This is a genomic window from Actinoplanes oryzae, assembly GCF_030757795.1.
Taxonomy (GTDB): Bacteria; Actinomycetota; Actinomycetes; order Mycobacteriales; family Micromonosporaceae; genus Actinoplanes.
In genome coordinates this window covers 1-14971 of sequence record NZ_JAUQWH010000200.1, presented here as the reverse complement: position 1 = coordinate 14971, position 14971 = coordinate 1, and the positions used below count along the sequence as shown (strand labels likewise).

The 14971-nt window shown below is 71.2% G+C and carries 16 protein-coding genes and 1 pseudogene; 13 read left to right on the top strand and 4 right to left on the bottom strand.

Annotated features, from left to right (window positions below; translation table 11 throughout):
- From RBH18_RS38505 to RBH18_RS38475, 7 genes and pseudogenes are all read left to right on the top strand, one after another.
- Positions 1-355, top strand: a pseudogene (locus tag RBH18_RS38505) (hypothetical protein); the annotation flags it as partial.
- On the top strand, positions 352-1710 hold the full coding sequence (locus RBH18_RS38500) for an O-antigen ligase family protein (protein ID WP_306215439.1): 1359 nt from the start codon (positions 352-354) through the stop codon (positions 1708-1710). The pseudogene RBH18_RS38505 and the gene RBH18_RS38500, both read left to right, overlap by 4 nt.
- Positions 1700-2926, top strand: coding sequence for a hypothetical protein (locus tag RBH18_RS38495; protein WP_306215438.1), 1227 nt, complete (start codon positions 1700-1702; stop codon positions 2924-2926). Before RBH18_RS38500 ends, RBH18_RS38495 begins: the two co-directional genes overlap by 11 nt.
- On the top strand, positions 2926-3804 hold the full coding sequence (locus RBH18_RS38490; RefSeq protein ID WP_306215440.1) for a sulfotransferase family protein: 879 nt from the start codon (positions 2926-2928) through the stop codon (positions 3802-3804). The genes RBH18_RS38495 and RBH18_RS38490 overlap by 1 nt, the downstream gene beginning before the upstream one ends.
- Positions 3801-5282 (top strand): lipopolysaccharide biosynthesis protein, encoded by a 1482-nt coding sequence (locus tag RBH18_RS38485; RefSeq protein WP_306215437.1) that lies wholly within the window; start codon positions 3801-3803, stop codon positions 5280-5282. Before RBH18_RS38490 ends, RBH18_RS38485 begins: the two co-directional genes overlap by 4 nt.
- A complete protein-coding gene (locus RBH18_RS38480; protein ID WP_306215436.1) occupies positions 5279-6010 on the top strand; it encodes a methyltransferase domain-containing protein in 732 nt (243 codons plus the stop codon). Before RBH18_RS38485 ends, RBH18_RS38480 begins: the two co-directional genes overlap by 4 nt.
- Positions 6011-6012: 2 nt before the next feature.
- Entirely contained in the window at positions 6013-7011 is a 999-nt protein-coding gene (locus RBH18_RS38475; RefSeq protein WP_306215435.1) for a glycoside hydrolase family 26 protein, read from the top strand.
- Here the strand turns inward: RBH18_RS38475 and RBH18_RS38470 are convergent.
- Both RBH18_RS38470 and RBH18_RS38465 read right to left on the bottom strand, forming a co-directional pair.
- Positions 7001-7375 (bottom strand): VOC family protein, encoded by a 375-nt coding sequence (locus RBH18_RS38470; RefSeq protein ID WP_306215434.1) that lies wholly within the window; start codon positions 7373-7375, stop codon positions 7001-7003. The two genes, RBH18_RS38475 and RBH18_RS38470, sit on opposite strands and share 11 nt — an antisense overlap.
- A gap of 951 nt (positions 7376-8326) precedes the next feature.
- Entirely contained in the window at positions 8327-8710 is a 384-nt protein-coding gene (locus tag RBH18_RS38465; RefSeq protein ID WP_306215433.1) for a tautomerase family protein, read from the bottom strand.
- Between the two features lie 57 nt (positions 8711-8767).
- Here RBH18_RS38465 and RBH18_RS38460 point away from each other — a divergent pair, with 57 nt between their 5' ends.
- Complete coding sequence (locus tag RBH18_RS38460) at positions 8768-9211, top strand: MarR family winged helix-turn-helix transcriptional regulator (RefSeq protein WP_306215432.1); 444 nt, start codon at positions 8768-8770, stop codon at positions 9209-9211.
- A gap of 77 nt (positions 9212-9288) precedes the next feature.
- Here RBH18_RS38460 and RBH18_RS38455 read toward each other — a convergent pair whose 3' ends face one another.
- Positions 9289-9531, bottom strand: coding sequence for a helix-turn-helix transcriptional regulator (locus RBH18_RS38455; protein ID WP_306215431.1), 243 nt, complete (start codon positions 9529-9531; stop codon positions 9289-9291).
- Positions 9528-10016: a hypothetical protein gene (locus RBH18_RS38450; protein WP_306215430.1), complete on the bottom strand. Its 489-nt coding sequence runs from the start codon at positions 10014-10016 to the stop codon at positions 9528-9530. Before RBH18_RS38450 ends, RBH18_RS38455 begins: the two co-directional genes overlap by 4 nt.
- A 121-nt stretch (positions 10017-10137) precedes the next feature.
- Between RBH18_RS38450 and RBH18_RS38445 the strand changes: the two genes are divergently transcribed.
- The 5 genes from RBH18_RS38445 (at position 10138) to RBH18_RS38425 (ending at position 14698) form a co-directional block, all read left to right on the top strand.
- Complete coding sequence (locus RBH18_RS38445; protein WP_306215429.1) at positions 10138-11052, top strand: ABC transporter ATP-binding protein; 915 nt, start codon at positions 10138-10140, stop codon at positions 11050-11052.
- Entirely contained in the window at positions 11045-11908 is an 864-nt protein-coding gene (locus RBH18_RS38440; RefSeq protein ID WP_306215428.1) for an ABC transporter permease, read from the top strand. The genes RBH18_RS38445 and RBH18_RS38440 overlap by 8 nt, the downstream gene beginning before the upstream one ends.
- Positions 11860-12816, top strand: coding sequence for an ABC transporter ATP-binding protein (locus RBH18_RS38435; RefSeq protein ID WP_372339052.1), 957 nt, complete (start codon positions 11860-11862; stop codon positions 12814-12816). Before RBH18_RS38440 ends, RBH18_RS38435 begins: the two co-directional genes overlap by 49 nt.
- A complete protein-coding gene (locus RBH18_RS38430) occupies positions 12816-13529 on the top strand; it encodes an ABC transporter permease subunit (protein WP_306215426.1) in 714 nt (237 codons plus the stop codon). Before RBH18_RS38435 ends, RBH18_RS38430 begins: the two co-directional genes overlap by 1 nt.
- An 86-nt stretch (positions 13530-13615) precedes the next feature.
- Positions 13616-14698 (top strand): FxsB family cyclophane-forming radical SAM/SPASM peptide maturase, encoded by a 1083-nt coding sequence (locus tag RBH18_RS38425; RefSeq protein ID WP_306215425.1) that lies wholly within the window; start codon positions 13616-13618, stop codon positions 14696-14698.
- The last annotated feature ends 273 nt before the right edge of the window (positions 14699-14971 follow it).

The window sequence follows — 14971 nt, the reverse complement described above, 5'->3', positions numbered from 1 at the left end:
GAGCCTCGCCGACGCGGCCATCCTGGCGGTGGAGCTGCGGCGCGCGAAGCGCCCGGCCCTGCTGGACGCGGTCGAGCAGCTGAGCCGGGTCGGCACGCCGCTGCTCGGTGCCGTGGTGCTGCCGCAGCTGTCCGGGGTCGTCCGCGAGCCCGCCGGGGACGACGTTCCCGTGCCGGTCGCCCTGCCCGTGCCGAGCCTCGGCTTCGACGACAAGACCCAGCAGCTGACGGCCCCCGTCCGCCCGCAGCGCCAGGGCGACGGCACCGAGGAGGTCACCGCGGTGATCGACCTCACCCCGGTCACCTCCAAGCCCTCGCCCAGCCCGAAGCCCGCCCGCCCGGACGACACCAAGTGACACTGCTGCGCGCGGCAGCGCACAGCTCGGCTCCGGCCCGGCCGACGGCCTTGCCGGCCTGGCCGGTCGCGGCCGCCCTGGCCTGCTACCCCCTGTGGTGGGCGCTCGGCCTCGGCGTGCTGATCTTCCCGATCATGGCCGTGCCGATGACGGTGCTGCTGATCCGGCGCCGCCAGGCGGGCCGCCCGCTGCTGCTGCCGCCCGGTTTCGGCTGGTGGGCGCTCTTCCTCGCGGCGCTGGTGATCAGCGTCGCCGCGCTCGGCGCCGACCCCGCCGGGACGGTGGCCGAGCACGCGAGCGGCCGCCTGATCGCGGTCGCCTACCGCTTTCTCATGTACGCGTCCATGACCGTCCTGCTGATCTACGCCGGCAACCTGACCGAGGCCGAGCTCTCGCGCCGCCGTCTCGTCCGCCTGCTCGCGTGGCTCTTCGCGGTCACGGTGGCCGGCGGCGTGCTCGGCATCGTGGCCGGCACGTTCGAGTTCACGTCCCCGGTCGAGTACCTGCTGCCCGGCTCGGTGCGCGGCAAGGGCTTCGTGCAGTCGCTGGTCCACCCGTACGCGGCCCAGATCATGGACCTGGTCGGCGGCGAGAAGCCCCGCCCGGCCGCGCCCTGGGGCTACACGAACACCTGGGGCAACAACTTCTGCCTGCTCATGGGCTGGCTGGTGGTGTGGGCGTGGACGAGCCGCCGCGCCGGGGCCCGCCCGCTCGCGCTGCTGTGCCTGGCCGTGGCCGTCGTGCCCGCGGTGGTGTCGCTCAACCGTGGCCTGTGGATCGGCATCGGCGTCATCGTGCTGTACGTCGCCGCCCGCTACGTCCTCATGGGCCGGCTGTGGATCATCGGCGCCGTCCTCGCGGCCGCCCTGGCCCTGGTCGTGGCGCTGATCGCGACGCCGCTCGGGGACACGGTCAGCGCCCGGCTCGACAACGGCAAGTCCAACGGCGTGCGCTCGTTCCTGATGCAGCGTGCCGTGGACGGCTTCGTGGAGAGCCCGATCATCGGGTACGGCTCCACCCGTAACACCATCGGCGGCCGCAACTCCATCACCGTCGGCGAGAGCTCCGAGTGCGAGCGCTGCGGCAACTTCACGGTGGGCGGCAACGGGCAGTTCTGGCAGCTGCTGTACGCGCACGGGGCGGCGGGCACGATCGCGTACCTCGGCTTCTTCGGCTACGGCCTGTGGCGCTTCCGCCGGGACAGGTCGCCGATCGGCATCGCGGCGAGCGCGGCGATCGTCAGTTCCTTCTCGGCGATGCTCTGGTACAACGCGATCCCCACCCCGCTGGCGTTCATGTTCCTGGCCTACGCGCTGCTGTGGCGCAACGAGAAGGGGGACACCCATGCCCGTTAGGACCGCGCCGGCGGAGCTCACCGCCGGTGACTCGGCGCTGCGGACGCAGTACCTGACCGAGGTGCTGGACCTGCTCTACCCCGCACCCTGCGCGACGGACGACTCCTCCGGTCCGCTCATCACCGAGTACCTCGTGGTGCCCGACGCCCGGCGGCCCCGGCTGCTCGTGCCGGCGGCCTCGCGCCGGGTGGCCGCGGCAGCCGTCCGCCGCTATGCCGAGCCGCAGTCCCGGTCCGCCCGGCTCAAGCGCGACGCGGTGGTCGCCGCCCTGCGGACCGGTGCGGCGGGCGTGCTGCTCCGCGATCGCGTACGGGTGACGGGCCCCGCGTCGGCGAGCATCGACGGGCATCTGCGCGAGGCGCTCGGCCGGGACCTGGCGGTCAGCATCCACATCGGACCCGCGCGGGCGAACCGCAAGCCGGTGCTGCAGCTGATCAGCCCCGAGGGGGAGACCTTCGGGTTCGGCAAGCTGGGCACCGGGCCGCTCACCCGCCGGCTCGTCCGGGAGGAGACCGCGGCGCTCACCGCCCTGGGCCGGGCGAAGCTGACGAAGCTGTCCGTCCCGTCCGTCCTGCACGCCGGCCAGTGGCGCGACCTGGAAGTGCTCGTGCAGTCGGCGCTGCCGGTGTGGCTGCCGCGGGCGCCCCTGTCGCCGCACCGGCTGGCCGCGGCCATGGTCGACGTCGCCGGGTGTCACGGCTGGACGAGCGGGGCGCTGGCCGGGAGCCCGTACTGGTCGGGGCTGCGCGAGCGGCTCGCCGGGGTCGGCGACCGGCCCGAGGGGGTGGCCCTCGCGGCCGCCGCCGAGCTGCTCGTGACCCGGTCCGGCGGGCTGCCGCTGCGCTTCGGGTCCTGGCACGGCGACTGGGCGCCCTGGAACATGGCGGCCCTCGCGGACGACTTGCTGGTCTGGGACTGGGAGCGGTTCGCGACCGGGGTGCCGGCCGGTTTCGACGCCGTGCACTACGACCTGCAGCGCCGCATCCAGTCGAGCGGGGACGCCGCCGGAGCGGTGGAGGCCACCGTCCGTCGCGCCGCGGAGCTGCTGACGCCGTTCGGGGTCGCCCCGGAGGCGCGCGAGCTGACGGCGCTGCTCTACCTGGTGGACCTCGCCGCCCGTTACCTCACCGATCGGCAGGCCGAGGCCGGGGCTCGCCTCGGCGTGCTCGGGACGTGGCTGCTGCCCGTCCTCATCAGAAGGGTCGAAGAGCTGTGATCAAGCCGTCGAAGGTGCCCACGCCCATCAAGCGGGTGGTCCATCTCGGATCGCGATCGTACGGACGGCTCACCGCGCCGGCCCGCATGACGCCCTCGTTCCTCATCTGCGGCGGCCAGCGCTGCGGCACCACGTCGCTCTACCGGGCCATGGCGCAGCACCCCGTGGTCATGAAGGCGGTGCTGCACAAGGGCGTCCACTACTTCGACGTCTCTTACCGCCGCGGCATGTCCTGGTACAAGGGGCACTTCCCGCGGCAGCGGCACGCCGAGAAGATCAAGCAGCGGCACGGGGTGCCGGCGCAGACGTTCGAGTCGAGCCCGTACTACATGTACCACCCGCAGGCGGCCGCCCGGATCGCCGCGGACCTGCCCGGGGCCAAGCTGCTCGTGCTGGTGCGCGACCCGGTCGAGCGCGCCTACTCGCAGCACCACCACGAGGTCGCGCGCGGCTTCGAGAACGAGCGGGACTTCGGCAACGCCCTCGCCCTCGAGGCGGCCCGGCTGCACCGGGTGGAGGAGCGGCTCGCGGCCGACCCGGCGTACTACTCGTTCGCCCACCAGCACCACGCCTACCGGGCGCGCGGCGAGTACGCCCGCTATCTGAGCGTCATGGCGCAGCACGTCGGGCGCGAGCGCATCCACGTGGTCGAGAGCGAGCGGTTCTTCAGCGAGCCCGAGCAGGTGTACGACGAGGTCTGCGCGTTCCTCGGCCTGCCCGCCGGGCTCGGGCACCCGGAGTTCGAGCGGCACAACGCCCGGCCCCGCAAGTCCGACATGGACCCCGGCCTCCGGCGCGAGCTGTCGAGCTACTACGCCTCCCACGACGAGGCGCTGATCACGTGGCTGGGGCGCGTGCCGATCTGGCGACAATCGTGACCACGGCTTCGCTGCGCCGCACGGCTCGCGGCGGCCTGGCCAACATGGCCGGGTCGGCGCTGGCGGGCGGCACCGGCGTGGCCGTCACCTGGCTGGTGGCGCGCACCCTCGGGGCCGAGCAGGCGGGCGCCTTCTTCGCGGCGACGGCGGCGTTCGTGCTGGCCGGCGGGCTGGCGAAGCTCGGCACGCAGACCGGTCTGGTCTACTGGCCGGCCCGGCTGCGGGCCACCGGCCGTGACCATCTGCTCGGCGCGTGCCTGCGGACGGGTCTGGTGCCGGTGCTCGTGCTGGCGCTCGTCCTCGGTGCCGTCCTGTGGTGGCAGGCGCCCGCGATCGCCGGCCTCACCGCCTCCCCGCTCGTTCCGGAACATGTCGCCGGGCTGCGCGTACTGGCCGTCTTCCTGCCGTTGCAGGCGCTGACGGACGCGCTGCTCACGGCGACGCGGGGCTACCAGGCGATGCGTCCGACGGTCACGCTCGACCGGATCCTGCGCAGCGTGCTCCAGCTGGTGTGCGTGGGCACGGCCGCGGTGGCCGCCATGGCGTCCCTGCCCGCCTTCGCCGTCGCCTGGGCCCTGCCCTACCTGCCGGTGACCGTGCTCGCCGCCCTCTCCCTGCGCCGCATCTATCTGGCCGGCAAGCCGGAGAGCTTCCGCAGCCGGCGCAGCGAGCAGCGGGACCTGCGCCGCGACTTCTGGCGTTTCACCGGCCCGCGCGCTGTCGCCAGCGTGGCCCAGCTGGCCCTGCAGCGCATCGACGTGCTGCTCGTCGCGGCCCTGGGCGGGCTGGTCCCGGCCGCCGTCTACGCGGTCGCCGGGCGATTTGTGGTGTTGATCCAGTTCGCCAACCAGGGCGTCTCCCAGTCGGTGCAGCCGCGGCTGGCATCGGCGCTGGCGACCGGTGACCGCGACACCGCCAACCAGCTCTACCGCACCGCGACCGGCTGGCTCGTCCTCGCCACCTGGCCGATCTGCCTGCTGGTGATCCTGTACGCCCCCATCTACCTGCGCCTCTTCGGCGACCACTACGAGTCCGGGGCGCCGGTCGTGATGGTGCTCGCCTGCGCGATGCTCGTGGCCACCGGCTGCGGCATGGTCGACATGGTGCTCGCCATGGCCGGCCGCACCTCGTGGAACCTGGTCAACGTCCTGGTCGCGCTGGCCGTCACGGTCGCCCTCGACGTCGTTCTGATTCCCCGGTACGGGGCCCTGGGCGCGGCGATCGGGCTGGCGTGCGCGATGGTCGTCAACAACCTGCTGCCCCTGATCCAGGTTCGCAGCTCCGCCGGTCTGCACCCCTTCGGCGCCGGGACGCTGGCCGCCGGTGCGCTGGCCGTCGGGTGCTTCGGCGTACTCCCCAGGGTTGCCGGGTCTTCGCTCTGGGTCACGGCCCTGGCTCTCGTTCTCTATGCCGTCGGCGCATTTCTCCTGCGGGGCCCTCTTGCCCTCGCAGCCTTTCGTCCAAGGAGGACAGGTTGAGCACTGACTACACCAAGGTGTTCCAGGACGCGGACGCCGTCGCCAAGTACGAGCACGTCACGTACGCGCCGGACAGCTACGCGTCGCAGATCAACGAGCGGCAGCAGGCGTACCTGCGGGAGCTCGTGCAGCGGGAGTTCGGCCGCAACCTGCCCGTGCAGCACGACTTCGCCTGCGGCACCGGGCGCGCGATCCGCACCCTGCACGGCCTGGTCCGGGAGGCCCACGGGTACGACACCTCGGCCGAGATGATGGCGAAGGCCGAAGAGGTCGGATCGAAGGCGCAGTGGCACCAGATCGCCGCCGACGGTCCCGTCCCCAACCCGGTCCCCGCCGGGCACCCGGCCATCGTCACGATGTTCCGCCTGCTGCTCAACGTGTCCGACGAGGTCCGGGACCGGGCGATCGCGTTCGCGGCCAAGGCCCTCCCGACCCCGGACGCGGGCCTGCTCGTGGTCGAGAACCACGGCAACGCCGGCTCGCTGCGCCACCTGCGGGCCCGCCGGCACGCGGACTCGCGGTGGTTCGCCGAGCTGTCGCACGCCTCCGTTGCCGGCCTGCTGGACCGGCACGGCTTCGAGATCGTGGAGCGCCACGGCTTCTCCATGATCACCGAGTCGCTGAGCCGCAACCCGCTGGCCCGGGTGGCCGACGCGGCGGCACGGGCGCTGCCCGGCACCGACGGCCTCGCCGTGAACGTCCTCTACACGGCCCGGCGGAAGAAGTAGCAGTGCCCCGCGCTTTCACCGCTCTGCTCGTGCTGCTCGTCCTCGGTCTCGCCGGCTGCACCTCGCACCGGCGGGCCGAGCCCGAGCCGGCACCGTCGCCCGACCTCACCAGCCCGCCGGCGGCCGTCGCGGTCAATCCGGGCCCGTTCACGGCCGGCCCGGTGCGGCCCCCGTCCACGGGCGCCTATCTCGGGGCGTGGATCAAGCCGGAGTTCCTGACCCACGCCGGCCGGGTCGAGGCGGTCGACGGGCTCGAGGAGAGCCTGGGCCGGCCGCTCGACATCGTCAACACGTACCGGCGCTTCGACCAGATGGTCGGCACGGCGTCGGACCACGAGCTGCTGGACGACGGTGCGACGCTGATGGTCAGCTGGGCCACCGGCGACAACCGCTCGATCCTCGCCGGGGAGCACGACAAGCTGATCCGGAAGCAGGCCAGGAAGATCCGGGCGGTGCGCAAGCCGTTGCTGCTGCGCGTCCGGTGGGAGATGGACCGGCCCAACCTGCGCGCGACGATGTGGTCTGCCGAGGACTACGTCGCCGCGTACCGGCATGTCTGGGAGATCTTCCGCGAGGAGCGCGTCAAGAACGTCTCCTGGGTCTTCTGCCCGACCGCCGAGGGGTTCGCCCGCGGCGAGGCGCCCGCCTTCTACCCGGGCGACGACGTCGTGGACTGGACCTGCGTGGACGTCTACGCCGGCAACCAGTTCCAACCCATCGGCCACCTCATGGGCGACTTCCTGCGCTGGGCGGCGCAACGCCCCAAGCCCATCGTGATCGGCGAGTTCGGCGTCGCGAAGGCCTGGGGCTCGGCCGGCCGCGCGGCATGGCTGCGCGACGCCCAGCGCACCTTCAAGGCGAACCCGCAGATCAAGGCCGTCGTCTACTTCGAGTCCAACCCCGAGGGCAACGGCCCGAAGCAGCAGTTCCAGCTGGCCGGCGACCGGCCCGCCTTCCGGGCCTTCTCGTCGCTGACCGAGGACCCGTACTTCAATCCCTGACCGGCTGGTCCGCGACCGGTTGCAGGAACTCCAGCCGATTGCCGTGATCGTCCGCGCTGTAGAACCGCCGGTGGCCGGGAAACTCAGAATCCCAGGCCACCGGCCGTCGCGCGGCTTCCAGCGCGCGGGCGAGCGCGTCGAGGTCCTCCACCAGCACGCCGGGATGCGCCTTCCGGGCCGGCACAAAATCCCGCTCGACGCCGAGGTGCAGCTCCCAGTCGTCCCTGCGGAACCAGCAGCCGCCCCGCTTCTGCAGGGCGGCAGGCTTGTCGAGCTCGGTCATGCCGAGCACGCCGCCGTAGAAGGCGCGCGCCACATCCTCCCCACCGGGCGGAATGGCCAGCTGTACGTGATGCAGTCTCATCAACCCTTTCTAGCAAACCGTACGTCCGTCTTGCTAGTCCTCGTCTCGCTCCTGTCCTGCCTGCTGCCCTGTGCTCTGTCCTGCCTGCTGTACTGCGCGGAACCCGCCTAAGGAGTTGCCGCTGAACTGCCAGATTCCGCGCAAGCCACGGCCTCGGGGGGCGGCGCCCTCGGCGTGGCCTCCTAAGAGGAGGTCTCCGCGGGCACCGGAGCTGGCCCGCCGCTTCCACGCCGGGTCGGAATGATCGAAAAGGCGAGTAAGTCCCGCTCGCACCTCTCGGAGTAAGGCGGCCACGTTCTGGACCAGGGAAAGATGTGCTCCCTCAGCCCTTGACCTTGCATCTGCACTCCAAGCATCTCCCTCCGCGCTCGGGTGATGAGCGTGAGGGCCACTGCCACAAAGATGCTCCGGCTCACCAATCCCTCTCGCAGATCACCAGTGCGCAGCGGGCGTCCTTGCCATGGATGTGCAGCAGTCGCTCCACTACTGAGCCTGAGCGTCGCTCAAGCGCTGCCCGGTGTATCCAAGCGTCGCTCAAGCGCTGCCCGGTGTACCCAAGCGTCGCTCAAGCGCTGCGCGGTGTACCCGAGCGTCGCTCAAGCGCTGCGCGGAGTATCGGTGGGCTAGTGCCTGCAAGGCGTCGTCGAGCGCGGCGAGCACCGACTCGACGTCACTGCGCAGGGGCAGCTTCCTCGCCGCTGCAGCCGTGCCCGTGCCCGTGCCCGTGCCCGCGCCCGCGCCCGCCGCCCCCGCGCCCGCTCCCGCCGCCCCCGCCCCCGCGCCCGCGCCCGCCGGATCGGAGCAGTCGTTGAAGTCGGCGTCGTCGTCGGGCCCTGACTCGGGAACGATCTCCGCCAGTCCCGCATCGAGATCCAGCCGGAGCCGAACCCTGCAAAAGACATTCGTGCTGCCGGGGTGCGGTCCCACCCGCACCGTGAGGGAGACCCGGCGTCAGGCTGCGACCACGCCGCCGACGCCGGTGCGGTCGGCCGGGGTGGCCACCAGCTCCACGGTCAGGCCGGCGCGCACCCGTTCGCCGAGGACGGTGACGATCGCATCGGTGACGCCGGCGATCAGGCGTTCGGTCAGCTGCCGGGCGTCGGCGCGGTCGAAGACGGCGGCGCGGATGCCGAAGGTGACGGTCGGGGCGGGCGCCTCCGCCGGCTTGCCGCCGATGCCCCAGCGCTGCGGCGGGAGGCCGATCAGATGAACGACGACCAGCTCGCGCGCCCACTCGCCGTAGACGTCGACGGCGGCGTCGGTCAGGGCGGCGATCAGCTCGGGCTCGCGGCCGGTGAGGTCGGTCTCGAGGGCGTGCACGGTCAGGTGGGGCATGTCCGCTCCTCTACGATGTCTTTGATGCCAAATTACCTTTGCAGTCAAAGCTAAATCATGTCAACCGATGCGACCGTCCGGGAGCTGTTGCTGCTGATGCCACGCCTGGTGGGCCGGGCCAAGCGGATCCCTGTGCCCGAGCAGCTGCGCTCGCTGGACCTCTCGCCCCGGCACCTGTCGCTGCTCTCGCTGCTCCTGCTCGACGGCCCGCAGACCGTGAACGAGCTGGCCGCCGCGCTGGGCGTCGCCCCGACCACGGTGAGCCTGATCGTGAGTGAGCTGAGCCGCAAGGGTGTCCTGGTGCGCAGTGAGGACGACACCGACCGCCGCCGCCGGATCATCGACATCGGTGCCGGCAGTCGCCCGGCCATCTCCGAGTGGCTCTCGCCCGGTGCGACAGCCTGGCGCCACGCCCTCGCCCCGCTCACCGCGGCGGAACAGCGGATTCTCGTCGACACCCTGCGCCGCTACGAAGAGGCCGTCGGGTCGGGCGGCTCCTGACCGCAAAGCCTCACCTCGCGAGGAACAACCCTCCGCTGGTCTGGCTCGGCCGAGTGCCGGCGCTGCGATGGGGATGGTCATGGCTCGGGGTCCCAGAGGGCTTCGACGGAGGTCTGCAGGGCCTTCGCGATCTTGATGGCCAGATAGACCGAGGGCGCATAGTCGCCGGTCTCCATGGCGATGACGGTCTGGCGGCTGACCTGGACGGCGCCGGCGAGGCCCTGCTGGGTCAGGCCGGCCTCCTTGCGGGCGGCGCGGATGCGGGTGCCGGCGGCGCCGTCCGCCTCCGGGGCGCGGACAGGGCCGGAGGGGGGTGTCATCGGTCGTCATCTCCCGCCGCCGCCTCCTGGCGGTCGCGCTGCCGGCCCTTGGCCACCAGCACGACGACTCCCAGCAGGGCGCCGACGACGCCGCCGACGATCGCGCCGAGCCAGGCCGTGTCGTGGGGCTCGTGGACGTAATTGGCGCCGGAGACGAAGACGACCAGCGGCAGGACGGTGATCACCATCAGCGAGATGCGCTTGGCGCTCCAGCTCCGCGGGGTGGGGTCGACCCGGCGGTGTCGCACGTAGAACGTCGCCAGCAGCTGCGGGGCCCAGGAGACCGCCAGCATCACCGCGAGCGGCAGCACGGACGGCTTGCCCAGCGGCCACACCATCACCGCGGCGGCCCAGGGCAACAGGAAGCTCTGCAGGGAGGCGCTCGTGGTCATGCCCTCGTACCACCGGAGGCGCTCGCGCTCGTCGCCGTAGAGATCGCCGTCGAGATCGAGGTTCCAGTGCACCACCCGATCGAGGAAAGTCATGCGTCCATGATGACGTCAAGACTTCTTGACGTCAAGAGGACTTAACATCGACGCGCTCTCAGGGGTGACTGGGGGACTTCACCTGATCCGCACGGGTGACACGGGTTCCTAGGCTCTAGCTGTGAGCCTCATCGAGACCCAAGGGTTGACCAAGTCGTACGGCGGGCGGGTCACCGCCCTGCACGACCTCACGGTCACCGTCGAGCCCGGCATCGTCGGGCTGGTCGGGGCCAACGGCGCCGGCAAGTCGACCTTCATCAAAATCATGCTCGGGCTGATCGCGCCCACCTCGGGGACGGTGCGGGTGTTCGGCCTGGACCCGACCGTCGACACCGACAAGGTGCGGGCGAAGGTCGGCTACATGCCGGAGCACGACGCGCTGCCGCCGGACGTGTCCGCGGCCGAGTTCGTGACGCACCTCGGCCAGATCAGCGGCCTGCCCCGGACGGCCGCCCGTGAGCGCGCCTCCGAGGCCCTGCGCCACGTCGGGCTCTACGAGGAGCGCTACCGGCAGATCGGCGGCTACTCGACGGGCATGAAGCAGCGCGTCAAGCTCGCCCAGGCGCTGGTGCACGACCCCGACCTGCTGCTGCTCGACGAGCCGACCAACGGTCTCGACCCGGCCGGCCGCGACGCGATGCTGGCCCTGGTGCACCGGATCGGCACCGAGTTCGGGATCTCCGTGGTGACCTGCTCACACCTGCTCGGCGAGGTCGAGCAGATCTGCGACTCGCTGGTGGCGATCGAGGGCGGCAAGCTGCTGCGGGCGGACCGGATCTCGGCGATGACCGCGGCGAGCGACGTGCTCGCCGTCGAGGTGTCCGAGGGTACCGAGGAGCTGGCAAACGCATTGACGGAGCTTGATTTGCCCGTACGCGCCGACGGGCGGATGCTGCTCGTGCCGCTCGATCACGACGACACGTACGACAAGATCCTCCGCGCAGTGGCCGACCTCGACCTGCCGCTGCACCGTCTCGACCAGCGCCGGCACCGGGTGGCCGAGCTCTTCGCGCCTCGGGAGGCCGCAGATGTCTGAAGCCAGCGTCATCCACGACATCGGATACCAGCGCTACGACGGCCCTCGGCTGGGCCGCCGGGCGGTGTTCGGCGCCATGTACGTCCACGGCCTGCGCGCCGCGTACGGCCTGGGCCGCTCGGCCAAGTCGAAGATCTTCCCGTGGCTCGTCGTCGGCATCTGCCTGCTGGTCGGCGTGATCCTCGCCGCAGTGAAGGCGCAGACGGGCCTCGAGGCGCTCAACTACTTCACGTACGCCGACTCGATGAGCTGGCTGATCATCTTCTTCGCCGCCATCGTGGCCCCGGAGCTCGTCTCGCGGGACATGCGCGCGGGCGTGCTGCCGCTCTACTTCAGCCGGCCGTTGCGCGCGTCGGACTACATCGGGGCGAAGGTGGCGTCCATGGTCACCGCGGTGTGGCTGCTGCTGGCCGTACCCCAATTGATCATGTTTTTGGGTGCGGCCTTCACCACGAAGAACGGCATCTCCGACGTGTGGAAGGAGCTCGGTGACCTGCTGCCCGGGTGGGCCTACAGCCTGCTGTGGGCCCTCGTCTTCACCGGCATCGGGCTACTGGTCGCGTCGCTGACGGGCAAGCGTGCCTTCGCCGCCGGCGGAATCGTCGCGGTCTTCCTCATGACCACGCCGGCCGTGGGTGTGCTGAGCATCATGCCGTCGCAGGACGCCCGGGAGCTGGCCGGGCTGGCGAGCCCGTCGACGCTGGTGAGTGGCGTCGGGCAGTGGATCTACCCGACCGCGAACACCGGCATGCAGATCGGGCGCTTCGGCGCCGTCTACCTGATCGAGGCGATCACGCTGGTCGCCGCGTGCATGCTGCTCCTGCTCGCCCGCTACCGGAGGGTGGCCGCGCTGTGACCACGCTGAACCTGCAGAACGTCTCCCGCTGGTACGGCAACGTGGTGGCCGTGAACGACATCACCATGTCGCTCGGCCCCGGCGTCACCGGGCTCCTCGGTCCGAACGGCGCCGGCAAGACCACGGTGCTGCACATGATGGCCGGTTTCCTCGCGCCGTCGCGTGGCTCGGTGACTCTCGACGACGCCCCGGCGTGGCGCAACCCCGCCATCTACAAGCAGCTGGGACTGGTCGCCGAGAAGGAGGCGGTGCACGGCTTCCTGACCGCGCGCGAGTTCGTCCACGCGTCCGCCAAGATGCACAAGCTGCCCGATCCGAAGGCCGCCACCGAGTGGGCCCTGGAGATGGTGGAGATGACTGCCGCCGCGGACAGGCGCATCGAGACGTACTCGAAAGGCATGCGGCAGCGGACCCGGGTGGCCGCCGCGCTCGTCCACAATCCCCAGGTCCTGCTCCTGGACGAGCCGTTCAACGGCATGGACCCGCGCCAGCGCATGCACATGATGGCGCTGCTGCACGAGCTCGGCGACCGGGGTCACACGATCCTGTTCAGCTCGCACATCCTGGAGGAGGTCGAGCAGGTCTCCGGCACCGTGCAGGTCATGGTCGCGGGCCGGCTCGCCGCGTCCGGCGACTACCGGCGGATCCGCCGGCTGATGACCAACCGCCCGCACGTCTTCGCCGTGAAGTCGTCCGACGACCGCAAGCTGGCCGTCGCCCTCATCGCCGAGAAGTCGGTCAACGGCGTCGAGATCGCGGGGGAGGGCCTCACCGTGCGCGCCGGCGATTACGGCAGCTTCACCCGCGCGCTGCCGCGCATCGCCCTCGGCGAGGGGATCAGGCTGCGCAAGGTGATCCCGTCCGACGAGTCCCTGGAGAGCGTCTTCTCCTACCTGCTGGAGGCCTGATGTCGACCGTCGCCTGGATCACCGCCCGGGGCCTGTTCGGCCGCCGCCGGGTGCTGCTCCTCCTGCCGCTGCCGATCCTGCTGATCGTGCTTGCTGTGATCTGCGACGCGGCCGGCCTCGAGGCCCGCGACTGGGGCACCCCGGTCATCGTGGGGCTCGGCCTGGCCGTGCTGCTGCCCGTCGTCGCCCTGATCGTGGGCACCGGCGTGCTCGGCTCCGAAGTGGACGACGGCACGATCGTGCACATCCTCACCAAGCCGCTGCCCCGGCGCGACATCATCCTCGCCAAGCTGGGCGTGGCCGTGGTGGCAAGTGCGGTCACCGCGGCGGTCCCGCTGTTCGTCGCGGGCCTGCTCGCCGATTCCGTACGCTTCGGAGTCGCGCTCGCCGTCGCCGCGGCGCTCGGCGCCGTGGCGTACTCGGCGCTCTTCCTGCTCCTCAGCCTGCTGACCCGGCGGCCCGTCCTCCTCGGGCTGGTCTACATCCTGGTGTGGGAGGGGCTCCTCGGCCGGTTCGTGAGCGGCACGCGGGTGCTCTCCATCGAGCAGTACGTGATCACTGTCGCCGACCGGCTCTCCCCGGCGACCGGGATTCTCGACCCGAAGGTCGGCCTGCCTGTGGCGATCGTCATGGCGGCGATCTTCGCGGTGGGTGGCACCCTGTTCGCTGTGAACCGCCTGCGCAGCTTCTCGATGGCCGGGGAGACGAGCTGACCGCTCATCCCGACTGGCCCCACCGGCTGCTCGACGTCGGCCGCCTCCTGCAGTCCGGGTGGCGGCCTTCGCCGTTGCGTGAGTTCGTGCTGAAGGTCCACCAGCGCTGCAACCTGGCCTGCGACTACTGCTACGTGTACGAGCTCGCCGACCAGAGCTGGCGGGACCGCCCCCGCGTGATCACCCCGGCGCTGTGGCAGGCGGCGGCGCGGCGCATCGGCGAGCACGCGACCCGTCACGAGCTGCCGCACGTACGCGTGACCCTGCACGGTGGGGAGCCCCTGCTCGCCGGCATCCCGACCCTGGTGCGGATCGCCGCCTCCCTACGCGCGGCTGTTCCCTGCCGGCTGACGGTGGGCCTTCAGACCAATGGTGCAACGCTCGACGCTTCCGGGCTGGCCGCCCTCGCCGAGGCCGGAATCCGGGTCGCCGTCTCGCTCGACGGCGCGCCGGCCGACCATGACAGGCACAGGCGTCTCCCGTCCGGAGCCGGCAGCTTCCAGGCCGTCTCTGCCGCGCTCTCCCTTCTGCGTACGTCCCCCGCGTACGCCGGTCTCCTGTGCGTGATCGACCCCACCTCGGACCCGATCGCCACGTACGAGGCCCTGCTCGAATGGTCCCCGCCGGCGGTCGACTTCCTCCTGCCACACGCCACCTGGGCGTCCCCTCCGGGTCCTGGTTACGGTGCGTGGCTCGCAGCGGTGTTCGACCGGTGGTACGACGCCCCGCGCCGCGAGACATCCGTACGGCTCTTCGAGGACCTGATGTCGTTGCTGCTCGGCGGCCCCGGAGAGTCGGAGCAGGCGGGCCTGTCGCCGGTGTCCGTGGCCGTGATCGAGACCGACGGCGCCATCGAGCAGGTCGATGCGCTGAAGAGTACGTACGCCGGGGCGGCCGCCACTGGTCATTCGGTGCTGACCTCGTCGTTCGACGACGTGCTGCTGCACCCCGGAATGGCGGCCCGGCAGATCGGGGCCGCAGCGCTCGCTCCTTCGTGTCTTCCATGTCCCGCGGTCTCGGTGTGCGGGGCCGGGCACTATGCGCACCGGTACCGGCCGGGCTCGGGCTTCCGGCATCCGACGGTCTACTGCGAGGACATGTTCCTGCTCATCGAGCACATCCGACGACGGCTCATATCTTCGCTGTCCGTCATGTCGTCACCACTATGAGGGACGTGGTCCGGGACACCCCGGGTCGATTTGGAGCTGCGCTGGGGCGTGTGTAAAGTTTTGGGAGCCGGCAGGGAAGCGGACGAGGCGGAAACGCAGCGGACGACCTGCCGACAAACCCCTGGCAATAGTCACCGGGCAGAGTCGCGTGCGACTCGCGGTTCCGGCGATGAATGCTGGGGAGCTCAAGCGAGATTCGGCCGGATTTGACGGCCGGAAAGCGTAAGAGTAAGTTTGAGCGAGTGCCCCGGAGGGCGGGAAAACATTCCCACT